Origin of the sequence: Aeromonas sp. R4-3 (assembly GCF_040908275.1) — a bacterium.
Lineage (GTDB): Bacteria > Pseudomonadota > Gammaproteobacteria > Enterobacterales > Aeromonadaceae > Aeromonas > Aeromonas rivipollensis.
The window spans coordinates 39,324-62,045 of record NZ_JBFODK010000021.1 but is presented as its reverse complement, the minus strand read 5'-3'; the positions used below and the strand labels follow the sequence as shown (position 1 = coordinate 62,045).

General features: G+C 62.1%; 25 protein-coding genes and 2 pseudogenes. 10 read left to right on the top strand and 17 right to left on the bottom strand.

Annotated features, from left to right (window positions below; translation table 11 throughout):
• Window positions 1-157: 157 nt before the first annotated feature.
• Complete coding sequence (glnK, locus tag AB5Y91_RS04885; RefSeq protein ID WP_005332325.1) at window positions 158-496, bottom strand: P-II family nitrogen regulator; 339 nt, start codon at window positions 494-496, stop codon at window positions 158-160.
• Window positions 497-697: 201 nt separating this feature from the next.
• Here glnK and arfB point away from each other — a divergent pair, with 201 nt between their 5' ends.
• Window positions 698-1,114, top strand: a complete 417-nt coding sequence (gene arfB, locus AB5Y91_RS04880) for an alternative ribosome rescue aminoacyl-tRNA hydrolase ArfB (protein ID WP_368169209.1) — start codon at window positions 698-700, stop codon at window positions 1,112-1,114.
• A 27-nt stretch (window positions 1,115-1,141) separates the two neighbouring features.
• Window positions 1,142-1,636 (top strand): methylated-DNA--[protein]-cysteine S-methyltransferase, encoded by a 495-nt coding sequence (locus AB5Y91_RS04875; protein ID WP_368169208.1) that lies wholly within the window; start codon window positions 1,142-1,144, stop codon window positions 1,634-1,636.
• 432 nt (window positions 1,637-2,068) lie between these two features.
• On the opposite strand, the pseudogene AB5Y91_RS04870 reads toward AB5Y91_RS04875, so the two are convergent.
• The 9 genes and pseudogenes from AB5Y91_RS04870 to AB5Y91_RS04830 form a co-directional block, all read right to left on the bottom strand.
• Window positions 2,069-3,014: pseudogene (locus tag AB5Y91_RS04870) on the bottom strand (IS1595 family transposase).
• A gap of 144 nt (window positions 3,015-3,158) precedes the next feature.
• Window positions 3,159-4,355 carry a NupC/NupG family nucleoside CNT transporter gene (locus AB5Y91_RS04865; protein ID WP_139743701.1) on the bottom strand — a complete coding sequence of 399 codons (1,197 nt, stop codon included), beginning with the start codon at window positions 4,353-4,355 and terminating at the stop codon, window positions 3,159-3,161.
• A gap of 182 nt (window positions 4,356-4,537) precedes the next feature.
• Window positions 4,538-5,473 carry a LysR family transcriptional regulator gene (locus tag AB5Y91_RS04860; RefSeq protein ID WP_368169237.1) on the bottom strand — a complete coding sequence of 312 codons (936 nt, stop codon included), beginning with the start codon at window positions 5,471-5,473 and terminating at the stop codon, window positions 4,538-4,540.
• A gap of 82 nt (window positions 5,474-5,555) precedes the next feature.
• On the bottom strand, window positions 5,556-6,092 hold the full coding sequence (locus AB5Y91_RS04855) for a glutathione peroxidase (RefSeq protein WP_025325677.1): 537 nt from the start codon (window positions 6,090-6,092) through the stop codon (window positions 5,556-5,558).
• A 59-nt stretch (window positions 6,093-6,151) separates the two neighbouring features.
• Window positions 6,152-6,715 (bottom strand): NnrU family protein, encoded by a 564-nt coding sequence (locus AB5Y91_RS04850; RefSeq protein WP_368169207.1) that lies wholly within the window; start codon window positions 6,713-6,715, stop codon window positions 6,152-6,154.
• 202 nt (window positions 6,716-6,917) lie between these two features.
• Window positions 6,918-8,051 (bottom strand): glycerate kinase, encoded by a 1,134-nt coding sequence (locus AB5Y91_RS04845; protein WP_368169206.1) that lies wholly within the window; start codon window positions 8,049-8,051, stop codon window positions 6,918-6,920.
• 9 nt (window positions 8,052-8,060) lie between these two features.
• Window positions 8,061-9,323: a GntP family permease gene (locus AB5Y91_RS04840; RefSeq protein WP_111912139.1), complete on the bottom strand. Its 1,263-nt coding sequence runs from the start codon at window positions 9,321-9,323 to the stop codon at window positions 8,061-8,063.
• Window positions 9,324-9,442: 119 nt separating this feature from the next.
• Complete coding sequence (locus AB5Y91_RS04835; protein ID WP_368169205.1) at window positions 9,443-10,558, bottom strand: sugar diacid recognition domain-containing protein; 1,116 nt, start codon at window positions 10,556-10,558, stop codon at window positions 9,443-9,445.
• A gap of 22 nt (window positions 10,559-10,580) precedes the next feature.
• Window positions 10,581-10,694, bottom strand: a pseudogene (locus AB5Y91_RS04830) (sugar diacid recognition domain-containing protein); the annotation flags it as partial.
• 209 nt (window positions 10,695-10,903) lie between these two features.
• On the opposite strand from AB5Y91_RS04830, the gene AB5Y91_RS04825 reads away from it, so the two are divergent.
• The 3 genes from AB5Y91_RS04825 (at window position 10,904) to AB5Y91_RS04815 (ending at window position 12,651) form a co-directional block, all read left to right on the top strand.
• On the top strand, window positions 10,904-11,278 hold the full coding sequence (locus tag AB5Y91_RS04825; protein ID WP_025325672.1) for a YacL family protein: 375 nt from the start codon (window positions 10,904-10,906) through the stop codon (window positions 11,276-11,278).
• Between the two features lie 50 nt (window positions 11,279-11,328).
• A complete protein-coding gene (locus AB5Y91_RS04820; RefSeq protein WP_005332293.1) occupies window positions 11,329-11,625 on the top strand; it encodes a hypothetical protein in 297 nt (98 codons plus the stop codon).
• 195 nt (window positions 11,626-11,820) lie between these two features.
• On the top strand, window positions 11,821-12,651 hold the full coding sequence (locus AB5Y91_RS04815) for a lysostaphin resistance A-like protein (protein ID WP_368169204.1): 831 nt from the start codon (window positions 11,821-11,823) through the stop codon (window positions 12,649-12,651).
• 78 nt (window positions 12,652-12,729) lie between these two features.
• On the opposite strand, the gene AB5Y91_RS04810 is transcribed toward AB5Y91_RS04815, so the two are convergent.
• The 5 genes from AB5Y91_RS04810 to AB5Y91_RS04790 all read right to left on the bottom strand — a co-directional run bounded on the left by AB5Y91_RS04810 (window position 12,730) and on the right by AB5Y91_RS04790 (window position 15,646).
• Window positions 12,730-13,149, bottom strand: coding sequence for a DUF4426 domain-containing protein (locus AB5Y91_RS04810; protein ID WP_025325669.1), 420 nt, complete (start codon window positions 13,147-13,149; stop codon window positions 12,730-12,732).
• Window positions 13,150-13,153: 4 nt separating this feature from the next.
• Window positions 13,154-13,462, bottom strand: a complete 309-nt coding sequence (gene yggU / locus AB5Y91_RS04805; RefSeq protein ID WP_111912133.1) for a DUF167 family protein YggU — start codon at window positions 13,460-13,462, stop codon at window positions 13,154-13,156.
• Window positions 13,462-14,013 carry a YggT family protein gene (locus tag AB5Y91_RS04800; RefSeq protein WP_025325667.1) on the bottom strand — a complete coding sequence of 184 codons (552 nt, stop codon included), beginning with the start codon at window positions 14,011-14,013 and terminating at the stop codon, window positions 13,462-13,464. The genes yggU and AB5Y91_RS04800 overlap by 1 nt, the downstream gene beginning before the upstream one ends.
• A gap of 23 nt (window positions 14,014-14,036) precedes the next feature.
• Window positions 14,037-14,861 (bottom strand): pyrroline-5-carboxylate reductase, encoded by an 825-nt coding sequence (proC, locus tag AB5Y91_RS04795; protein WP_368169203.1) that lies wholly within the window; start codon window positions 14,859-14,861, stop codon window positions 14,037-14,039.
• An 83-nt stretch (window positions 14,862-14,944) separates the two neighbouring features.
• Window positions 14,945-15,646, bottom strand: coding sequence for a YggS family pyridoxal phosphate-dependent enzyme (locus AB5Y91_RS04790; RefSeq protein WP_234675995.1), 702 nt, complete (start codon window positions 15,644-15,646; stop codon window positions 14,945-14,947).
• 39 nt (window positions 15,647-15,685) lie between these two features.
• Between AB5Y91_RS04790 and tapT the strand changes: the two genes are divergently transcribed.
• Genes tapT through yaaA form a run of 3 tightly spaced genes read left to right on the top strand, consistent with a single transcriptional unit; the run spans window position 15,686 to window position 18,662 of the window.
• Window positions 15,686-16,720, top strand: coding sequence for a type IVa pilus ATPase TapT (gene tapT, locus AB5Y91_RS04785; RefSeq protein WP_111912129.1), 1,035 nt, complete (start codon window positions 15,686-15,688; stop codon window positions 16,718-16,720).
• A 26-nt stretch (window positions 16,721-16,746) separates the two neighbouring features.
• On the top strand, window positions 16,747-17,856 hold the full coding sequence (locus AB5Y91_RS04780; protein WP_368169202.1) for a PilT/PilU family type 4a pilus ATPase: 1,110 nt from the start codon (window positions 16,747-16,749) through the stop codon (window positions 17,854-17,856).
• Between the two features lie 32 nt (window positions 17,857-17,888).
• Window positions 17,889-18,662 carry a peroxide stress protein YaaA gene (gene yaaA / locus AB5Y91_RS04775; protein WP_368169201.1) on the top strand — a complete coding sequence of 258 codons (774 nt, stop codon included), beginning with the start codon at window positions 17,889-17,891 and terminating at the stop codon, window positions 18,660-18,662.
• 183 nt (window positions 18,663-18,845) lie between these two features.
• On the opposite strand, the gene srmB is transcribed toward yaaA, so the two are convergent.
• A complete protein-coding gene (gene srmB / locus AB5Y91_RS04770; protein WP_106885020.1) occupies window positions 18,846-20,069 on the bottom strand; it encodes an ATP-dependent RNA helicase SrmB in 1,224 nt (407 codons plus the stop codon).
• Window positions 20,070-20,197: 128 nt separating this feature from the next.
• Here srmB and AB5Y91_RS04765 point away from each other — a divergent pair, with 128 nt between their 5' ends.
• The gene (locus AB5Y91_RS04765; protein WP_289986395.1) at window positions 20,198-20,908 is read left to right on the top strand and encodes a tRNA1(Val) (adenine(37)-N6)-methyltransferase; all 711 of its coding nucleotides are present in this window, start codon (window positions 20,198-20,200) and stop codon (window positions 20,906-20,908) included.
• A gap of 191 nt (window positions 20,909-21,099) precedes the next feature.
• On the top strand, window positions 21,100-22,407 hold the full coding sequence (brnQ, locus tag AB5Y91_RS04760; RefSeq protein WP_106887788.1) for a branched-chain amino acid transport system II carrier protein: 1,308 nt from the start codon (window positions 21,100-21,102) through the stop codon (window positions 22,405-22,407).
• A gap of 86 nt (window positions 22,408-22,493) precedes the next feature.
• Here the strand turns inward: brnQ and AB5Y91_RS04755 are convergent, their stop codons facing one another.
• The gene (locus AB5Y91_RS04755; protein ID WP_368169200.1) at window positions 22,494-22,721 is read right to left on the bottom strand and encodes a hypothetical protein; all 228 of its coding nucleotides are present in this window, start codon (window positions 22,719-22,721) and stop codon (window positions 22,494-22,496) included.
• Window position 22,722: the final 1 nt, after the last annotated feature.

Here is a 22,722-nt window from a genome sequence, read left to right as displayed (position 1 = left end):
CAGAGGTAAGGCCACATATTTAATCGTCGCCAAAACAAAAAGACCGGATGGAATCCCACCCAGTCTCTCCATGACCACGCATTCTCTTTTGCTATCGGCCCGGCAGGGCCTGAGCGCTCAACCCGGTCGGCTCAGTGGCCGGGGCCCTGGCGCAGCATCACAGCGCCTCGTCGTCGCTCTCGCCGGTACGGATGCGCACTGCCTGCAGCAGGTCATAGACGAAAATCTTGCCGTCCCCTATCTTGCCGGTATAAGCCGCCTTGCAGATGGCCTCGATCACCCCTTCCACGTTCTCGTCGGCGGTGGCGATCTCCAGCTTTACCTTCGGCAGGAAGTCGACCTGGTACTCGGCCCCCCGGTATAATTCGGTGTGCCCCTTCTGGCGACCGAAACCCTTGACCTCGGACACGGTCAGGCCCTCGACGCCCAGGTTGGCGATGGCCTCGCGCACGTCGTCCAACTTGAAAGGTTTGATAATCGCAGTAATCAGCTTCATCTGGTTGCTCCCAATCCATGGTATGTCACGAATGGGTCATCAATTCTTGTGCCAAGTATTTTTATTGTTTATTTTCATAAAGATAGCCATTAACCCTTGAGCCGTTTCGGCCCAGGATCACCAAGGAAGCGCATCTCGCCCCATAATGAGGCACCAAGCTGCACCAGACTCCCTTGATGCACCAAATGAGAGCATCACCCCATGTTAGTCATCTCCAACAGCGTGATCATTCCCTGGCATGAGCTGCAGTTTCAGACCATGCGCGCCCAGGGTGCCGGGGGCCAGCACGTCAACAAGACGGACTCCGCCATCTGGCTGCGCTTCGATTACCGCGACTCCCCCAGCCTGCCGGATCTCTACAAGGAGGGGCTGGAGAAGCTGAGCGACAGCCGGGTCCACGATGGCTTCATCCAGATCAGGGTCGAGACCCACCGCAGCCAGGACATGAACCGCAAGGAGGCCATGAGCCGCCTGACCGAGCTGCTGAAAAAGGCCGCCTGGCGCCCCAAGGCCCGCCATGCCACCAAGCCGACCCGAAGCTCCCAGCGCAAGCGGGTCGACGCCAAGAAGCGCAAGGGCGAGATCAAGTCGGCCCGTGGCAAGCCCGGGATGGAGTGAGCCGTTCAGGCCGAGGAAAAGAGACTCATGAGATACAGCTTTTGTGACAGCGCCCAGGGCCCCCTGCTGGTCGCCATCGACCAGGATGGCCTGCGCTTCGTGGAGTTCGTGCGAGGGGAACAGCCGGTGACCCCCATGGCGCAGTGGCAGCGGGACGATGCGGCCCTGGCCCCCTACCTAGAGCAGTTCGAGGCCTATTTTGCTGGCCGGCTGCGGCGCTTCACGCTGCCGCTCGCCGCCAGAGGCACCCCCTTCCAGCAGTCGGTGTGGCGCGCCCTGTGCGACATCCCCTACGGCGAGACCGTCAGCTATCTCGAGATAGCCCAGGCCATCGGCAACCCCAAGGCGGTGCGGGCCGTCGGGGCGGCCAACGGCCGCAACCCGCTCAGCATCATAGTGCCCTGCCACCGAGTGATAGGCAGCAGCGGCGCGCTGACGGGGTACGCTGGCGGCATTCCCATCAAGCGCTGGCTGCTGGCATTGGAGCAACAGACTGTCGACCACTTCACGCTGACTCCCTGACCCCTGGTTAGCCGGCGGCATCCCGTTCACAACACTGGTTGCTGGCGCTGGAGCAACAGACTGTCGACAACGTAGCGCTGACCCCCTGATTAGCCAGTGGCATCCCGTTCACAACACTGGTTGCTGGCGCTGGAACAACAGACTGTCGACCACTTCACGCTGACTCCCTGACCCTTGGTTAGCCGGCGGCATCCCGTTCACAACGCTGGTTGCTGGCACTGAATCTGGAGAACAGAGGCTTCGAGCTGACGCCGCCGGGCGTTTAGCAAAATGAACATAGTATGAAGAATCGCCTCAGAAGGGCTTCAGACTGGGAAAGGCATGATGCACTCACACTTGGATGGCACGGCTCATCCCTCATTCAAGTGGCACCCATGTGACGCTTCCAATCTGTCTTTTTCCCCGCGCCTCCTCTGAGGCGCTTTTTTTTGGCTATGTCCCAATTACGTGTTGCATGGGGCGCCCCAGCGCCTCATGCAAGCAACGTGGGATAGTCACTTCCCGTCCATAGCGCTCCAGCATCCTTCGCCAACCCAGATAATTCCTCAGATAGTGGGTCGCTACCCCATGGAACCGATCCATCCACTCTTTCAACCGACGGTGATATCCGTTTACATGCTGGATGTGGTACGCGCCAACCACGCGCTCGCCTTGACGATTGCGCACGACCTGATGGGTCACTCCCTGCGCTTTGCTGAAACTGGCATACACCCCGGCGCCATCGCTACACAACACCGCATCTGGCGAGACAAGGGGTGTCAAAACCGCTATCTTTCTCCAACTGAAAATCCGCATGGTGACCAGCCCGGTCCTGAACCACCATCACCGGGATGTAATCCGACCCTGTGCCTCGGGTACGGCCTTTGCCCCCACGATGACGGGCCGGGCGGGGCAAACCACGTTGCCCTTTAAACGACTCCAGGAAGAAGGTCTCATCGACCTCGACGATACCCCCTTCCCGTGCCGCCTGGTGGCTCGCCATGGCTTTCAGGAAGCGGTGACGCCACAAAAAGGCGGTGTTTTTACAGACCCCGCAGCGGACGGCAGCCTGTCGCACGGTCAGCCCGTCGATGAGGGCCTGGGCATAGTCTTCCCAGCACTGTGCCTTACGAAGTCGGGCCAGTGGCGTCTTGGTGAGAACGGAGCTGGTACGCAGACACTGCTTGCAGCGATAGCGACGCAACCCTCGACTCCAGCCCCAGGGAGCCAACTGCGCGGCCTCGGCCTGGCAGTGAGGGCAACATTGGCAAGGGGGGAGTTGGGTGGCTAAAGAGGTGATGGGGTGAGGAGCGGTGAGTTCATGTTGCGCGAGGCGACGCTGGCGCAAAGTGAGCTGTGGGAAAAGAGAGAGTAGATGTTGAAAGGCTTGGGTATCCATGATGGAGGCCCTCAAGGTGATGACCTGCTTCAAGGTTAGCCTTTCAACACATAACTCGGACAGCGCCTTTTTTTTGCCCGACAACGGCCACAAGAAAGCCCGCCGAAGCGGGCTTTGATCTGAAGGTGCTAGCCTCGAGGCCACTCAGAGGGCGAGGAACAGCCCCGCGAGCGAAGCGCTCATCAGGTTTGCCAGCACCCCCGCCAGTATGGCGCGCATGCCGTAACGAGCGATGAAGGACTTTCGCTCCGGCACCATGGCCCCCAGGCCGCCGATGAGGATCGCCATGGAGGAGATGTTGGCGAAACCGCACAGGGCGAAGGTGACGATAGCCTTGCTCGACTCGTTCAGGGTCTGATCCTGCACCAGGGCGATGAAGGCGACGAACTCGTTGATGACAATCTTGGTGCCGATCAGGGCGCCGGCCGCCTGAGCCTGATCCCAGGGCACGCCGATCAGCCAGGAGACGGGGGCGAACAGCCAGCCCAGGATGATCTGGAAGCTCAGATCCAGCCCCACCAGATCACCGGCCCAGCCCAGCAGGCCGTTGAGCATGGCAATCACGCCGACGAAGGCCAGCAGGGTCGCACCCACCGCCACAGCGATATTGAGGCCGGACATGGCGCCATCGGCCGCCGCTTCGATCACGTTGGTGGCGCGGGGGATCTCCACATCCTGATGGTGATCCACCTCATCGGCACCGGGCGGCACCAGGATCTTGGCCATGGCCAGACCGGCAGGCGCCGACATGAAGGCGGCGGCGATCAGGTATTTCAGTTCGACCCCTATGCTGGCATAGCCCACCAGGGTGCCACCGGCCACTGAGGCGAGACCGCAGCTCATCACCGCGAAGAACTGGGAGTCAGACATCTTGGAGAGGTAGGGCTTGACCACCAGAGGCGCCTCCACCATGCCGACGAAGATGTTGGCGGTGGCGGAGAGACTCTCGGCACGGCCGGTGCCCAGCAGCTTCTGCAGACCGCCTCCCAGCAGGGCGATGACCCGCGGCATGATGCCGATGTGGTAGAGGATGGCGATCACCGCGGAGAAGAAGATGATGACCGGCAGCACGTTGAACGCGAAGATGAAGCCCAGCTTGAACTTGGCCAGGTCGCCGAACAGGAAGGCGATCCCCTCCTGACCGTAGCCGATCACGCTGCTGACGCTCTCGCTGACGCCGTTGAGCACGCTCTGACCGGCGGGCAGCCAGAGCACCAGGGCGGCGAAGAGGACTTGCAGGCAGAGGGCGAGACCCACTGTTCTCAACGGGATACGACGACGATTATCAGAGCAGAGTGCGGCTAGTGCCAGGATACTCAAGATGCCGAGCAGGGCGATCATAGGGATTCCATCTAGTGGGACTGAAGATGGGCGCGGATTCTGCTCCCCTACCCCCATCACTGCAAGTCCACCTGGTTACAACCCTGTTAGCAAAAACGTTTGCACGATATCGGTTGCGCCAACTGGCTGATTTGGCTCGTGTTTGGTATCAGGCGAAAGTCAGTGTTCTTGTATGGAAACGATTATTCCTCCACACCGGACAATCTGCCCCCAAGCCAGGGGGCCAGCCGCTGCGCCCAATAGGGTTCGGGGCCGAAGCTCTCCTTGAGGAAGTCGATGAAGAGGCGGATCTTGGGATCCAGGTGCTCGCGCCTGGCATAGACGGCGTGCACCGCCATCTTCTGGTTCGGGCGCCACTGGGGCAGCAGGGGAATGAGCTGACCGGATTGCAGCTCCTTGTCCAGCAGGTAGTTGGCAACATAGGCGATGCCGAGCCCGGCCAGGGCGGCGTCCCGCACCGCCTCCGCCAGATCCACCCTGTAGTTGCCGGCCACCTGCACCGTCTGGCGCTCCTTGCCCTGGCGAAACGACCACTCGTGGTAGCGCCGCTCCCGGCTCTGGTAGGTGATGCAGTTGTGCCTGGCCAGATCCTTGGGGTGCAGCGGGGTGCCGTGGCTCAGCAGATAGTCCGGCGAGGCCACCAGCACGAAGCCGATGTCTGCCAGCCGCTGCCCCACCAGCCCCTCGGGCTTGTCCTCGTAGGTGGTGATCCAGAGATCCAGCCCCTCATCCACCAGGTTGGTTCTGTGGTCAAACAGGGAGACTTCCAGCTCCAGATCGGGGTAGCGCGCCTGGAATGCCTTGAGCCGCGGGATCACGTGCAAGCGGCCGAAAGACTGGCCCACCCCCAGGTGCAGCACGCCGCTCACCTTGCCGCGTCGCTCCGCCACCATGGAGTCCGCCTCCAGGGCCACCGCCACCAGGGCGCGGCAGTGACGGGCATACTCCTGACCGAGTTCGGTCAGGGAGAAGCGGCGAGTGGTGCGTTGCACCAGCTGGGCCCCGAGCGCTGTCTCAAGCTGGGCCAGCTGCTTGCTGATATGGGACTTGGAGACCCCGAGCCGCCGCGCGGCGGCAGAGATGCCCTGCTCGCGGACCAGGGCATCGAAGATCACCATTTGGGGAAGACGTTGCAGCACGGGATAACCAGAGTGGGTGGCGGGCCCCCATTATTCCAGAGCCGCCCGCCAGGGGGTAGGGTCAGCGTCCCAGCGCCTGGATCAGCTGCTCCTTGAGGGGATCATCGGCCGGATTCTGATTGGCGCCATAGCTCGCAATCAGCTTGCCATCGCGGCCCACCAGGTATTTGTGGAAGTTCCAGTTGGGCGCATCCCCATCGGCGGCGGCCGCCAGCCCCTTGAACAGGGGTACCGCATCGGCGCCACGCACCGAGACCCGGTTGAACATGGGGAAGGTCACACCGTAATCCCGGCGACACACCTCGGCGGTCTTGTTCTCATTGCCCGCCTCCTGCCAGAAGTCGTTGGAGGGGAACCCCAGCACCATCAAGCCCTTGTCCTTGTAGCTCTGATAGAGCGCCTCCAGATCCCGGAACTGGCCGCTGTAACCACAATAAGAAGCGGTATTGACCACCAGCACCACCTTGCCCTCGGTCAGCTGGCAGAGGTTATGGCGCTGGGTATTGTTGAGCTCCCGCATCTCCACATTGAAGTAGTCGGGACAGGCGGCAGATGCCGCGCCAGATCCGAGCAACAGCAGCAGGGTGAACCATTTCATTGACGTGACTCCTCGGGTTTTCTCCATCATACGCGAGATCCCCGAACAAGGTTCAGGGATCAGTGCAGCGGGATCCCGGTCAACCAGCCGTGGCCCCAGAAGATGAGCAGGGCCGTGAGCGCCAGACCGGCGCCCACGCTGATCCCCGTCCCCTGCCAGGTGGCCGCCGGCCTCGGCTTGGTGCGCCAGTCCCGCACCGAAATCCAGACGATGCTGACCAGGGCCCAGGCGCCCAAGCCCCCAAACAGCACCAGGGAGCGTGCCTCGCTGTTGACCGCCAGATGGGCGCAGGCCCAGAGCAGGGTGCCGAGCAGCTGGGGATGCACCAGCCAACGGCGCAGGTGGTTGGCCCCCTGCCCTGCGCAGAGCAGGATCAGCGCAACCGGCATGGCCGCCATCACCAGCATGGGTCCCCAGGCGGGCGGGAAGTAGAGCGGCATGGGGCTGGCGCTGCGCCAGCCGGCGAGGATGCAGCCGATGGCGACGAACACCAGCAGCGAGAAGAGTCCCTTGTAACGGTTCTCCCCCAGCCGATCGCACATTCGGGCACGGTGCGCTGCGGCGAAGCAGGGATAGAGATGGATCAGGGTAAATAGCAGTACCCCCAGGGTCAGCAAGATCATGGGTTGCTCCTTGTACTATGGGGGATCACTATGCCGCAAAGGCCACTGGCAGAATACAAAAACCATATAAAAGACAGCAGGATAATAAAAAAGCCGATCCTAGGATCGGCAAGGTGCGTCAGAGGGTCCGCCCTCAGGCGAGCAACCACATCCGCTACACGGGGCTGGGTGTGGCCGGTGACGGGCACCGGCCAGAAGAGGGTTAACGACGCAGCAGATAGAGGGCGGCGACGTTGCGGGCCGTGAGCTGCAGGTTGGTGGTGGCGGTTGCGATCGCCTCCGGCAGGGACATGGCCCGGTTGACCACGGCGAACACGGCGTCGATGCCATGGTCATGGACCACGCCGCAATCGTCGGTGAGGCAGCCGGCGATGCCGATCACCGGCTTGCCAAACTGCTTGGCGCAGCGTGCGACACCGATTGGCGTCTTGCCGTGGATGGTCTGGCTGTCGATGCGCCCTTCCCCTGTGATGACGAGATCCGCGTCGGCCACTTCATCGGCCAGCTTCAAGGCTTCGATCACTATCTGGATGCCGGGCTTGAGCTCGGCCCCGAGCAGACCCACCAGGGCAGCGCCCATGCCACCGGCGGCGCCCGCCCCCGGCAGTTCCTTCACCTGCTTGCCGAGGGCCTGCTCGATGCAGTCGGCGTAGTGGGCCAGATTGGCGTCCAGCTGCTGCACCATCTCGGGGGTCGCCCCCTTCTGCGGGCCGAACACGGCGGAGGCGCCTTTCGGGCCGCACAGCGGGTTGTCCACATCGCAGGCCACCTCGATGACCAGCTCGCTCAGGCGGGGGTCCAGCCCGCTCAAGTCTATGGTGGCAAGCTCGGCAAGACCTGCACCACCCAGGGCTATGGGGGTGCCATCTTCTTTCAAGAGCTTGCCGCCGAGCGCCTGGATCATGCCGGCACCACCGTCGTTGGTGGCACTGCCGCCGATACCGAGGATGAGGTGAGTGACCCCCATCTCCAGCGCGGCCAGGATCAGCTCGCCAGTGCCGAAGCTGGAGGTGAGCAGCGGATTGCGCTGCTCCGGTGCCACCAGATGGATACCGGAGGCCGCCGCCATCTCGATGACGGCACGTTTGCCATCCCCCAGCAGACCGACGAAGCCCTGCACCTTGTTGCCGAGCGGTGCCGTCACCTCGACCGGCAGTATGTGACCACCGGTGGCATCCACCAGGGACTGCACAGTGCCCTCGCCGCCATCGGCCATGGGCAATTTGACATAGGTGGCATCCGGCAGCACCAGCTTGAAACCGGCCTCGATGGCATCGGCCACCGCCATGGCGCTCAGACTCTCCTTGAATGAATCGGGTGCAATAACAATTTTCATATCAATTCCTTAGGCGAGGCCAAACACGCCAAACATCAGGGTGGAGACAGTTGCAATGGTCAGACCGACCGCAGTTTCGTACGGAATGAGCTTGAGGCGCTCACCCACCCCCATGTGGACGCTGCCACCGGTGGCATGGAAGAAGGAGCCGTGGGGCATATGGTCAAATACGGTGGCACCGGCATGGATCATGGCGGCCCCCGCCAGACTGCTGATCCCAAGTTCGATCAGGGTGGAGCTGAACACGTTGGAGGCCACCACAGTGCCGGCCGTGGTCGAGGCGGTCGCCAGCGACATCAGGGCACCTGAGATGGGGGCCAGCAGGTAGGAGGGCAAGCCGGAGGCGGTCAGGCCGCTGATCAGCACATCCTTCAGACCCGAGTTGGCTATGATGCCCGCCAGGGTACCGGTCCCCAGCAGCATGATGGCCACCGGCGCCATGCGGGCCAGACCCGAGACGGCAAACTGGTTCACCTTGCTGAACTTGCCCATCATCAGGGCGCCGACCAGGCCGCCGAGGGGCAGGGCGATGAGGGGATCCACGACTATACCGGCCACAGGGCGCAGGGCCAGCAGCAGTATGGCGACCAGGGGGGCGCTGATGGCGGCGAAGAAGCCGGGCAGCTTGCCACCGTCAAAGTTCACCACCTCGTCGGCCGCGACCTTGCTGCCCCTGTTGTTGAGGCGCTTGGCGAGCCAGTAGGCCATCACCAGACCGAACAGGCCCGGGATGATACCGGCCGCCATCACTGAGGTGAGGGGCAGATGGAAGGCGTCGGACGCGGCTATGGCATTCGGGTTGGGGGACATGACGTTGCCCGCCTTGCCTCCCCCTATCATGGCCAGCAGTATGGCGGCCTTGGAGAGATCGGCGCGACGGGCGATGGCGAGCGCTATGGGGGCGACAGTGATAACGGCCACGTCCACGAAGACGCCGACCGCGGTCAGGATCAGGGTGGCCAGCGCCAGGGCCAGCAGGGCACGGGTCTCGCCGAGCTTGCGGACTATGGTCTCGGCGATGGTGGTGGCGGCCCCCGATTCGATCAAGACGCCTGCCAGCACACCGGCCGCCAGGATCCGCATCACGGCCGTGGTGATCCCCTGGGCGCCGCCGATCATCAGGGCGACGGTCTGGGTCAGGTCGGCGCCGCCGATCAGGCCACCGGCCAGGGCACCGACTATCATGCCGTAGGCGGGCGGCACCTTCTTCAGAATGAGGAAGATGGCGATGGAGAGCGCAGCGAGAGCACCGAGCGCGGATACAGGGATCATGACGGGCACCTTGAGTGGAAGTAAGTGGTGGCCATTATGGTGATCCCCGCCCGGAATGCTTTGGCTGAAAAGCCAAAGCTTGTGCTTCAGGAGCCTTCTATTTTGTTCACATGAACAAATCAGCCGTCGAGATTGAGCCCGAGATAGAGCAGGAACTTGTCATCTAACTTGTTGAAACTTAAGCCGGTTATCTGCTCTATCCGGGTCAGTCGATAACGCAGGGTATTGGGGTGGATGAAGAGCGTTTCGGCACAGGGATGCAGATCACAATCCTGCAAGAAATATTGGCGCAGTGTCTTTTGCAGCGTTCCCTTTGCATCCTCCTTTGCCAGCTTTAGCAGGGGGGCCCGCAGCTGATCCGCCTGCCAGGAGTCCGCCAGGCTCCCGAGCAGCACCGGCAGGCGGTAATCCTCGAAGAAGTAGACCTGCTTGCGCGGTGCCTGGCTCATGCCGCGGCGCAGGGTGTCGCGGGCGGTCTGGTAGGAGCGCGCCAACCCGCCCGTCCCGGCGAAGTAATCACCCACCCCGATGCGCACCTTGAAATGGGGAATGCGGGCCAGCAGCAGCTTGATGCGGCTGCGCTCCTGCGCCGATTGCCAGACGCCGTCGCTGAGCTGGGCCGGCTTGAGCACCACTATCTCGTCCAGGCCGTTGATGGCCACCAGGTTGTCCCGCTCCGGATTTTCCAGCAAGTGCACAAGCTCCCGCAGCCGGGCGGGATCCGCCTCCTCCAGCGCCAGCACGGCGACGACGCGAGGCTGAGCCAGATCGAGATCGAGGAAGCGGGCCGCCTGCTGCAACTGATCGGCCCGCCCCTCGCCGCGGATGAGCTGCAGCACCAGCTCCTCCTTGTGGCGCTTGTCCCACTGCAACTGCTCGGTGAGCGCCGCCTGCTCCAGAATGAGCTCGGCTGTCATCCTCACCAGCTCGGCGTAAGCACGCACTTCCTCCGGATCCCCCGAGATGCCGATGACCCCGAGCAACTCCCCCTGATAGGCGATGGGCAGGTTGATGCCGGGCCTCACCCCCTTGAGCTGCAGGGCGGTCGCTTCGCTTATCTCCACCACCCGATTCTCGGTCAGCGCCAGCACGGCCCCCTCGTGACGTTGATGGAGCCGCTCCGGGTTGCCGGAGGCGATGATAAGGCCGCGCTCGTCCATCACGTTCACCGAGAACGACAGTATCTTCATCGCCCGGCTCACTATCTGACGAGCAAGGGTGTCATTGAGCTGCATAACATCTCCGGATAGATGGCAGAGGGTTTCCGGAGGCGATGATCAGACGATGCTCGTCCATCACGTTGACCGAGAACGACAATATCTTCATCGCCCGGCTCACTATCTGACGAGCAAGGGTGTCATTGAGCTGCATTGCCTCTCCATACCATTCGTTGACAGGGCCCCCGGGTGGCCTGGATCAGGGGGACAGACCCGTTAAAGATCCCACATCATCAAGACAAGCGCGGGGGGGATCGCTAGAATAGGCCACTTTACGCTATCTGTGCCCCACCCAGGATCATGGATCCGGCGTCACGCCGCTCCGTGTTGTGGTGGCTCCACCCTTCCGATAGGGACTCCGCTATGGACTATGAATTTCGCCGCGACCCGTTCGGTGGCTATCGCGCCCGGTTCTCCATGGGCCATGAGGCCATAGGTCAGTGGCTGATCGATGAAGTTGGCAAGGATGAGGAGACCCTCGACGAGCTCTTCTCCATCATCGACCAGCTCTCCAATCGAACCCGCACGGAGTACAGGCGTCACGGCGGTGACTATTCGCTGCTGCTCACCCCTGAGGAGGCCGAGGTGAAAGCCAACGTCCTCAATATCGAGCTGGATGAGGATCTCGACGATCTCGCCTACTACGATGATGAGCAGCTGGCCATGTGCGGACTGGAAGACTTTGCCCAGGTGCTCGGCTCCTGGCGCGCCTTTATCCGCAACGAGGATATGGGCTGAATACCCACATTTCGGGCGAGCATGCCCCTTGCAACCCAACAGGATTGACTATGTCCATTTACGATTTTGATGACGAACTGCCGGAAGACGAAGAACAGGAATCCAGCCAGAAAGCCGCCGTGCCTGCCAAGAAGAAAGGCAAGCAGGTGATGAATACCCAGGTCAACCTGAGCCCGCGCGATGCCAGCCGCCTGAACGGCCTGCATGTCGAAGCCATCACCACCCTGGACGACGTCAGCCTGCCGAAGAACGTCATCTTCAAGGCCGGCCTCATCGCCCTGGGCGAGCTGGAAGCGACCAAGCGCGCCGACATCATAGCCCGCGTCATCGCCGAATCCGGCCGTTAATCTGGCTTGGGCCCCTTCATCCGGGCCACCATCTATCCCCAAAGCCGGAGCCTTTGCTCCGGCTTTTTTATTATCCAGACCGGCCAGAACCATCGGCAAGAAGGGGCACGACAGGGCTCCGACCAGTCCATTGCGCCTTGTGCGAGAGACAGAGGCTGGTTAAGGTGCGCCCCTTGGAACCCACAAGGAGACTCAATGTTACCACTCCCTGACACCCTCATCTGGCTCGCCCTGGGACTGGCCGTACTGCTCTGCCTAGCCCGCCAGCAGAGGAGCGGCCTGATCCTGCTGGGGGTCGCCCTGCTGACCGCCCTTTGGCTGGAGCGACTCAGCCCCGTCGCCGCACTGGTCAGCTTCGCCGGTCTCTTGCTGGCCTGGCGCACGCCCGGCCTGCCCCAACCCTGGCGTGGCGTGGCACTGACGCTGGTGCTGCTGTGGGCCATGGCCCTGACGCTGCACCTGGTGCCTGGCTTTGACAACCTCAAGGTGCTGGATCGGGTACAGGCCGGCCCCGCCAGCGTCCCCTTCACCCTCTACCTGAATCTGGACAAGCCGCTCATCTTCTTCGGCCTGCTGCTGGCCTGGCCCGCCCTGCTCGGCCCGGGCGGCACTATGCGCTGGCGACCGCTGGCCCTGCTCATACTGCCGCTGGCGGCCCTGCTGATCACCGCCTGGCAACTGGGGGCCCTCAAGCCCGAAGTGGGGCTGCCCCACTGGTGGTGGCTGTTCGCCTTCAACAACCTGGTGTTCACCTGCGTGGCGGAAGAGGCGCTGTTTCGCGGCCTGATCCAGCAAGGGGTGGCGAGTCGCAGCAAGCCCTGGCTCGGTCTCCTGGTCGCCAGCCTGCTGTTCGGAGCCGCGCACCTGGCCGGTGGTCCACTGCTGGTGCTGTTTGCCGCCCTGGCGGGGGTCTGTTACGGCCTGGCATTCCAGCTCAGCGGACAGCTGAGCGTCGCCATACTGCTGCACTTCCTGTTCAACTTCGCCCACCTGGCCCTGTTCACCTACCCGCTGGCCAGCCGCTAAATACGGAGGCAGGCTCTCGCCGGATAAAAAAATGCCCCGAACCTGTGGGTTCGGGGCATTTTCATCGTATCCGGACAGCTAGTCGACGTAGAAGGTCTGCTGGAAGGTCAGCGTCTGCTGCTGCCCCTCCCCCATGATCTTCAGAGTGAACTGGTAGGTGTCCTCGTTCCGGTAGGGCAGCACCGCCAGGTAGTAAATGGAGTCACCCTCCTTCACCTCCTGGAAGCTCAGGGTACGTATGGTGCCGGTGAGGTTCTTGGCCTCGCCGCTGATGCCCACCGCCTGAGCCACCCCTTGCTTGTTCTGCACCGCAATGTTGACGATGCCGTTGTAGCGGCTGCGCTCCAGGCCATAGGCCTTGGCCACCTCAGGGGTGAGGAAGCTGGAGTTGAAGGCGCTGTAGTGAACCTGCCAGGGGCCCAGCTCCTTCATCTGCTCGGCCCGCACCGGCAGTGTCATCAAGAGCGCCAGCAGGCAGCTCATCCAGACTGTTTTCATGATGTCATCCTTCTCCTGTTCCACTCTCCAGCAGGGCGGCGATCTCGGCGGGGATCTGCCTCGGTGCCTCTATGGCGACCGTCTTGTGCCGTCCCAGCTCCCCCCGCACTATGCGGACCTGCCCCTTGGCCACCTTGCACTGTTTGGCCAGATACTTGATCAGATGGCTGTTCGCCTGACCATCCACCGGCGGCGCCGTGATGGCCACTTTCAGTTCGTCCCCGTGCAAGCCGACGATCTGATCCCGGCTCGCCTTGGGCTGGATCATCAGGTGCAGTATCAGTGCGTCCCCTTCCAGCAGGACGGCTGGCATCAGATCATCCACCACAGCTGACCGAACAGATCCCCCAACAGATAGTTTATGGCCTGCAGCGCGATGAAGGCGACCAGCACGGAGAGATCCAGGCCACCCAGCGCCGGCAGTATGCGGCGGATAGGTGCCAGGAAGGGTTCGGTCAGCTGATGCATCACGTACTCGATGGGGTTGCGACCCTGGCTTACCCAGCTCAGGATGGCGCGGATCAGCAGCACCCAGAAGATCATGGAACCCGTCTTCTTCAGAATGGTAAGCACGGCAAACAGGCTGAGGGTCAGCCAGTCGGTCAGCAGCACGTTCATGCTCTTGAGCAGCGCCAGCTTGGCGAAGGCGATGATGAGCGCCAGCAGCACCGAGGCCATGTCCAGCCCGCCGAAACCGGGGATGATGCGGCGCAGCGGGATCACCAGGGGGTTGGTCACCTTGACCACCATCTGGCTCATGGGGTTGTAGAAATCGGCGCGGGCCCACTGCAACCAGACTCGCAGCAGCACCACCATGAGGTAGAGATCAAAAATCGTGTTAATCAAAAAGTAAGCCGTGTTCATCCGGGCTCCTTGCTACAAAAGGTTCAGAAAAGGGTTTCCATCTCGGCGGCCCGGGTGACGGCCGCCTGCATGGCACGAGCGGTCAGTGGCTTCAGCCCCTGCTCCTGGAATGTCTTGACGGCCTCGGCCGTGGTGCCGCCCTTGCTGGTGACCTGCTCGCGCAGGGCCTGCAGGGAGAGCCCGGGGTTCTGCTCCACCATGGCGGCGGCGCCAAGGGCGGTCTGCTGCACCAGCAGACGGGCCTGCTCGGGAGTGAAGCCCATGGCCTCAGCCTCCTCGGCAATCCCCTGCATGAACAGGAAGAAATAGGCCGGGGCACTGCCCGCCGCGGCGATGACGCCGTTGATGCCGCTCTCCTGCGCGACCCAGAGGGTCTTGCCGACGGCCTGCATCATCTGCTCGGCGAAGTCGCGATCCGCCTGCGCTATGCCGGTCGGGGCATAGAGGCCCGTCATCCCCAATCCCAGCAGGGAAGGAGTATTGGGCATGGTGCGGATGATGCGGGCATGTCCCCCCGCCATCTCCTGCAACCGCTCAACCTTGATGCCGGCAGCGATGGAGACGAGCAGCTTGCCTTCGAGGGAACCCAGCTCGGCCACCAGCGCCTCCAGCATGGCCGCCATCAGCTGGGGTTTGACCGCCAGCACTATGACCTCGGCCTCACGGGCCGCCTCGGCGTTGTTCTGGGTGATGCGAATGCCGAACTGGTCAGCCAGCTGGTCCAGCTTGGGCCGGCTGGGGTTGGCGGCGGTGATCCGCTCGGCCGGATAACCGGCCTGGATCAGACCGGCAATGATGCTTCGGCTCATGTTTCCCGCCCCGATGAAGGCGAGGGTTCTATGTTGCATCAAACACTCCTGTTATTGGCTGCCAACACGGCGGTTCACCTGCGCCGACGAAGGCGAGGGCAGGCTGCACCGCGTGCTTCTGTTTATGAGTAATCGCGGGCACCGAAGATGGCAGTGCCGACCCGGACCATGGTGCTGCCATGGGCGACGGCGGCCTCGAGATCCTCGGTCATGCCCATCGAAAGGGTGTCGACGCTAGGGTATTGTTGCGCAAGCTCGGTGAACAGAGCCTGCATGCGCCGCATCTGCGCGGCCAGAACCGCCTCGTCGCTGGTGTGCTCCGGGATCGCCATCAGGCCACGCAGCACCAGTCGCTTGCTCTGGTCAACCAGGGCGGCCAGCCGGAAAATCTCTTGCTCCGACGTACCGGATTTGCTGCTCTCTCCGCTAATATTGATTTGCAGACAGACATTTAGCGGTGACAACCCGGCTGGACGCTGGTTGTTGAGGCGCTCGATGAGTTTGTCACGATCGACACTTTGCACCCAATCGAATCGCTCCGCCACCAGCCTGGATTTGTTCGATTGCAGCGGGCCGATAAAGTGCCACTCTATGTCTTGGCAGGCCGCCTGCTCACGCAGGGTATCTATCTTGAGCGCGGCCTCCTGGGCATAGGATTCGCCAAAGCGGCGCTGACCGGCGGCATAGGCGGCCTGGATGTCTTCAAGCGGCTTGGTCTTGCTGACCGCAAGCAGCTGGATATGATCGGCGCCACGGCCAACTCGCCTGGCGGCCTGTACAATACGTTCCTTTACCTGAAGCAGGTGCTGGGCAATCTGGCTCATATTTCGTTCGTGATCTTGTGATGGGAGAATAACAAATCTATGGATATCACAGAGTTATTGGCTTTCAGTGTAAAGCATAAGGCCTCGGATCTACACCTCTCGGCCGGGGTTCCCCCGATGATCAGGGTTGATGGGGAGGTTCGCAAGATCAATTTGCCCGCCCTGGATCACCGTGAAGTGCACGCCCTCATCTACGACATCATGAACGACCACCAGCGCAAGGAGCTGGAGGAGAATTTCGAGGTGGACTTCTCCTTCGAGGTGCCCGGCATGGCGCGCTTCCGGGTCAACGCCTTCCAGCAGTCGCGGGGCTCTGGCGCCGTGTTTCGTACCATACCGAGCACAGTCCTGACCCTGGAAGATCTGGGGGCGCCGGAGATGTTTCGCAAGATAGCGGAGTTTCCCCGCGGCCTGGTGCTGGTCACGGGCCCGACCGGTTCGGGCAAGTCCACCACGCTCGCGGCCATGGTCGATTACATCAACGACAACTTCCACCACCACATCCTCACCATCGAGGATCCCATCGAGTTCGTGCACGAGAACAAGCGTTGCCTGGTCAACCAGCGCGAGGTGCATCGCGATACCAAGAGTTTCGCCAACGCCCTGCGCTCGGCCCTGCGTGAAGACCCGGACATCATACTGGTGGGGGAAATGCGCGATCTGGAGACCATACGCCTCGCCATGACGGCGGCGGAGACGGGCCATCTGGTGTTCGGCACCCTGCACACCTCGTCGGCGGCCAAGACCATAGACAGGATCATCGACGTCTTCCCCGGCTCGGAGAAGGACATGGTGAGATCCATGCTCTCCGAGTCCCTGCGGGCTGTCATCTCCCAGACCCTGCTCAAGCGGATCGGCGGCGGCCGGGTGGCGGCCCACGAGATCATGCTGGGGATCCCGGCGGTGCGAAACCTGATCCGGGAAGACAAGGTCGCCCAGCTCTACTCCATCATCCAGACCGGGATGACCCACGGCATGCAGACCATGGATCAGAGCCTCAAGCAGCTCGTCAACCGGGGCGTCGTTGCCGCCCTCGACGCCAAGGCCAAGGCGGCCGATCCCAACAGCATTTAAGACGCTTTCACACCCAAGGAGTCGCTATGAACATGGATGTTCTGCTCGCTGCACTGGTTGAACAAAAGGGCTCGGATCTCTTCATCACGGTCGATGCCCCTCCCACCCTCAAGGTCAACGGGCGTCTGGCGCCACTCGGGGGGAGCCCGCTGGACAAGCAGGCGGCACTGGCGCTGGTCAGGGAGAGCCTGGACGAGGCGCACTTCGAGCGCTACCTGCACACCCGGGAGGCCAACTACGCCATTCACCGCGAGGGGCTGGGGCGATTTCGGATCAGCGCCTTCTGGCAACAGGATCTGCCGGGCATGGTGCTGCGCCGCATCGAGACCCGCATTCCCACCTTCGAGGAACTGACGCTACCTTCCATACTGCAGGAGGTCGCCATGGCCAAGCGCGGCCTGGTGCTGTTCGTCGGCGCCACCGGGGCCGGCAAGTCCACCACCCAGGCGGCCATGATAGGCTACCGCAACCAGCACGGCGACGGCCACATACTGACGGTGGAGGATCCGGTGGAGTTCGTCCACCAGCATGGGCGCTGCCTGGTGACCCAGCGGGAGGTGGGGATCGATACCGAGTCCTTCAACGTGGCCCTCAAGAACTCCATGCGCCAGGCGCCGGACGTCATCCTCATCGGCGAGATCCGCACCCAGGAGACCATGGAGCTGGCCATCCAGTTTGCCGAGACGGGCCACCTCTGTCTCGCCACCCTGCACGCCAACAATGCCAACCAGGCGCTGGATCGCATCCTCCATCTGGTGCCGCAGGAGAAGCATCGCCAGTTCCTGTTCGATCTCTCCTTCAACCTGCGCGCCATAGTGGCACAGCAACTGCTGCCCTCCCTTCACGGGCAGCGCCGTGTCGCCGCCTTCGAGATACTGCTCAACACCCCGCTCATCACCGACATAGTCCGCAAGGGAGAGATGCACAGGCTCAAGGAGGTGATGACCAAATCCGGCGAGCTCGGCATGCAGACCTTCGATCAGGCCCTGTTCGCCCTGTTCTGCGCCGGCCAAATTGGCTACAGTGAGGCCCTTGCCCATGCCGACTCCGCCAACGACCTGCGACTGCTGATCAAGCTGTCGGGTCGCGAGCAGCTGGGTGCAGGCACACTCGACAACGTGACCCTGGATGAATGAGGGGCGTGCGTCACCGCTAGTAAAGGACAGTTATGCTGATTGTGGTTTCCCCGGCCAAGACGCTGGATTACGAGTCGCCGCTGGTGACCTCCCGTTTCACCCTGCCCGAGCTGCTGGATCACTCCGCCCGGCTGATCCACAGGGCCAGGCAGCTGACCCCGGATCAGATCGCCAGCCTGATGAAGATCAGCGACAAGCTGGCGGGGCTCAACGCCGCCCGCTTTGCCCAGTGGCAGCCGGATTTCACCCCGAGCAATGCCCGCCAGGCGCTGCTGGCCTTCAAGGGTGACGTCTACACCGGCCTGGCAGTGGAGGATTTCAGCGAGGCCGACCTCGACTTTGCCCAGGCGCACCTGCGCATGCTGTCCGGCCTCTACGGGGTGTTGCGACCGCTGGATCTGATGATGCCCTACCGGCTGGAGATGGGGATCCGCCTCGACAACGAGCGCGGCAAGGATCTCTATCAGTTCTGGGGTGACATCATCACAGAGCACCTGAACAAGGTGCTGGCCGCACAGGGCAGCGAGGTGCTGGTCAATCTGGCGTCTGACGAATACTTCAAGTCGGTTCGCCCGGGCGCCCTGAAGGGCCGCATAGTGACTCCGGTGTTCAAGGACGAGAAAAACGGCCAGTTCAAGATCATCAGCTTCTACGCCAAAAAGGCCCGCGGCATGATGGCCCGCCACATCATCAAGCACAGGCTGACCGAGGTGACCCAGCTGACCGGGTTCAATGAGGCTGGCTACTATTTCGTGCCAGAAGAGTCCGACGATCGCACCCTGATGTTCAAGCGCGCTGAAAATTAATTACAAATGGAGGGAACCAAGTTCGGGATCCCCGGGTCTGAACCTATGAATCCTCTGTTGTAAGCACTTTTTGTTGGCCGACGTTCATGCGTCGGCTTTTTTCTGCGCGCTTATCTCCACAGGCCCGGGAGAGCGGCAGCAAAACGGCCATCCGAGGATGGCCGTTGCAGCGTCAATGGGGCATTACTTCTTTTTCTTCTTGGCGCTCTTTTTCTTGCCATCCTTCGGCTTTTTCTTCTTCACCGGCACCCGCGCCTCCTTGTGCCTGGGGCGCAGCTCATCGATCACCCGGCGCTTGAGGCGCTCCTCGGTGTAGCGCTCTATCTTGGCCACCATGGCCATGTCGTGGGCTTCTACCAGGCTGATGGCGCAGCCACGGTTGCCGGCGCGACCGGTACGGCCGATACGGTGGACGTAGACGTCGGTGCCGTAGGGCATGTCGTAGTTGATGACGTGGCTGACGTTGGGCAGGTCGATGCCCCGGGCGGCCACATCGGTGGCGATGAGGAAGGGCACCTCCCCTTCATGGAACTTGCGAATCGACTCGACGCGCTTGCTCTGCTCCATCTCGCCACGGATCCAGGCACAGGAGACACCGGCCGCCTGCAACTGGCCGGAGAGCTCCGCCAGCCGCTCGCGGGTCTTGACGAAGACGATGGCCTTCTGGGTCTGGGGATCCTTCAGAATGTGGATCAGCAGCGCCAGCTTGTGGGCGGCGTCATCGGCCAGGTGCACCCACTGGGTGATGGGGCGGCGCTCGCTGCGGGGCGGCTCGGCATGCAGCTCCACCGGATCTTTGAGGATCTCGCTCGCGAACTTCTCGAGACCGGCCCCTTCCAGGGTGGCGGAGAACAACATGGTGTGCTTGCGGTAGCGCGCCTCGGCCACTATGCGGTTCACATCCTTGATGAAGCCCATGTCCAGCATGCGGTCCGCTTCATCCAGCACCAGCACCTCGATGTCGTGGCTCTCGAACTCTTCCTTTTCTATGTACTCCAGCAGGCGACCCGGGGTGGCCACGACTATGTCGGTGGTCTTGGTCAGGGCCGGCAGTTGCTCTTCATGGCTGACGCCGCCGATGATGGTCTCGATGCTGAGGTGGGTATGCACCGCCAGCGCCCTGGCATGGGCACTGACCTGCAGCGCCAGCTCGCGGGTCGGAGTCAGGATCAGCATGCGGCAAGGGCCCGGCTTGCGACGCGGGAAGTCCAGCAGGTGCTGCATGGCGGGCAGCAGGAAGGCGGCTGTCTTGCCGGTACCGGTCGGAGCTGATGCCAGAATATCGCGGCCGTCCAGGGCTGGCTCCAGCACCATCTGCTGAATGGTGGTGGGGCGGGTGAAACCCATCTCGGCCAAGGCCCGGTTGAGGGCTGGATTCAGGTCGAAATCATCAAAGGACTGGCTCATGGCAATACTCGGTCATTAAGGAAGCGGCTGATTATAGGCGATTATGCCGCCGGCTCCTATGGCGACTGTGGCTTAGCCGCTATAATCGCCGACCATTTTCGCCATGGCAGACGAGCAACGAGGGTCAGATGGGACGTAGCAGCGGTTTTACCTTCAAACAATTTCACATCGACCATGACCGCTGTGCCATGAAGGTGGGCACCGACGGCATCCTGCTGGGGGCCTGGGCGCCAGTCGAACAGGCGCACCGGGTACTCGATATCGGCACCGGCAGCGGCCTGATCGCCCTGATGCTGGCACAGCGCAGCACGAACGACTGCCGGATCGACGGGGTGGAGCTGGATAAGGATGCAGCGGACCAGGCCAGGGATAACGTGGCGGCCTCCCCCTGGGCCACCCGGGTCAGCATTATAGAGAGCGCCATTCAGGATTATCAGGCGGCTCCTTACGATCTCATCGTCTCCAACCCTCCCTATTTCGTGGCAGGTCAGGTATTTAGCGATCCGGCCAGGGCGCTAGCCCGTCACACTGGCGCGCTCGATCCCCATGCGCTGCTGGCGGCAAGCCGTCGTCTGCTGAGTCAGAATGGACGACTGGCACTGGTGTTGCCCACCGCCATGGCAGATGAAATTTTATGCATCTCGGCAGATTATGATCTGTACAGCCTTTGTTATACAGCTGTTATCACCAGGGAGGGGAAAGAGGCAAATCGCGTTTTATTGCTACTTGGCAGAGGATTAAGCAGGTGTAAGCAGGGTGAAATTGTGATCCATTCTACTGCTGGAGGCTATTCCGACAGATACATCCAACTAACCCACCCCTTCTATTTGAAGATGTAAATTTCGCCTTGAACTATTTTTTCACATCATTATGCTGACTAGCAAACGAGCGCCCGCTCAAGACCAGCTCAAACCACTGGTGGCGATGAAAAAAGCAGCGGGGCTCCTTTTTTTTACCCCTGAACAACGCCGGTCACTGACCAATAAAAAACTATAACAAGCAATAGTTTACAAGACAGACGAGGTTGAACTTGACGAAATCACTCACATTGTCCGATGTACTCGGATTGGGCTTCATGACCTTCGCCTTCTATCTGGGCGCAGGCAACATCATCTTCCCGCCCCTGGCCGGTTACATGGCGGGTGAGCACCTCTCCCTGGCCATGCTGGGCTTCCTGGTGACCGCCGTGGGCCTGCCCCTCATCACCATTCTCGCCGTCGCCAAGGCCGGCAACGGCTGGGCCGGCATGACCAAGTTGCTGCCCACAGGCGTTGCCACCGCGCTGGCCGTCGCCATCTACATCATCATAGGCCCGGCCTTCGCAGCTCCCCGTACCGGCCTGGTGGCCTACGAGATGGGTCTCAAGCCCTTCCTCGGCGACATGGGTCAATCCGGTCTGGCCGCCTACACCGTGGTCTTCTTCGGTATCGCCATCCTGGTCTCCCTCAATCAGGGCAAGCTGATGGATGCCATCGGCAAATACCTGACCCCCGTGCTGATGCTGCTGCTGCTGACCCTGGCCGTCGGCGTCTTCGTCGCCCCCCAGGGCACCATGCCCGCCGCGTCCGGCGACTATCAGCACAGCCCCCTGGTGAAAGGGATCCTGGAAGGCTACAACACCATGGATACCCTGGCGTCTCTGATGTTCGGCGCCCTGATCGTCGATCTGCTGCGCAAGAAAGGCATTCACGACTATCAGAGCCAGTTCAAGTACCTGGCCATCGCCGGCATCATCTCCGCCATCGGCCTGTCCGTGGTCTATGTCTCCCTGTTCCAGCTGGGTAACACCGCGGCCGGTGTCGCCACCGACGTCAGCAATGGCGGCGCCATCGTCAACGCCTACGTGCTGAGCCTGTTCGGTCAGCCGGGTCAGTTCATCCTGGCAGCCATCATCACCCTGGCCTGTTTCACCACTGCCGTGGGCCTGATCTCCGCCTGCTCCGACTTCTTCCACAATCTCACCGGCGTGAGCTACCAGAAGCTGGTGGTACTGCTGGGTGTCGTCTGTGCCGTGGTGGCCAACGTCGGCCTGAGCCAGCTCATCAGCCTCTCCATCCCTGTGCTGGTCGCCATCTATCCGGTGGCCGTGGCCCTGGTGCTGGTCACCTTCCTGAAGGGTTACTTCGGGCGTCCCCGCCTGGTGTTCCGCTCCGTGCTGCTGGTTGCCTTCCTGTTCGGCTGCCTGGACGGTCTGGGTGCCGCCGGCATGAAGATGGATGCGTTCGCCTTCCTGCCGCTGTTCGACAAGGGCCTGGCCTGGTTGCTGCCCACCCTGCTGGCCTGCGGCCTGGGCACCCTGGTGCGCGGTGGTGACAAGCTGGCCGCCGAAGCCGCCTGATCCTCATCCCAACGACATAAAAAAGAGGCCAGCTTTCGCTGGCCTCTTTCATTTTTGCAACTGTGCATGGCAAATCGGGTCAGTACTCAGAGCACGGATGCCGGCTTGGGTTTGCCGGCCAGGCCGTACCAGTGGCTCTCGACCTGGCCGGCATGCCAGCGCAGGCTGCCCCAGGGCTGCTCACTCTGCCAGCGCGGGAAGTTGATCTGCACGCTGTTGTCTTCGTACTTGTAGAGGGAAGTGCTGATCTGGATATCCGACAGGATAAGCAGCAGCCCCCCACAGATGACAGTCCATTTCAGCATCGTCCACATG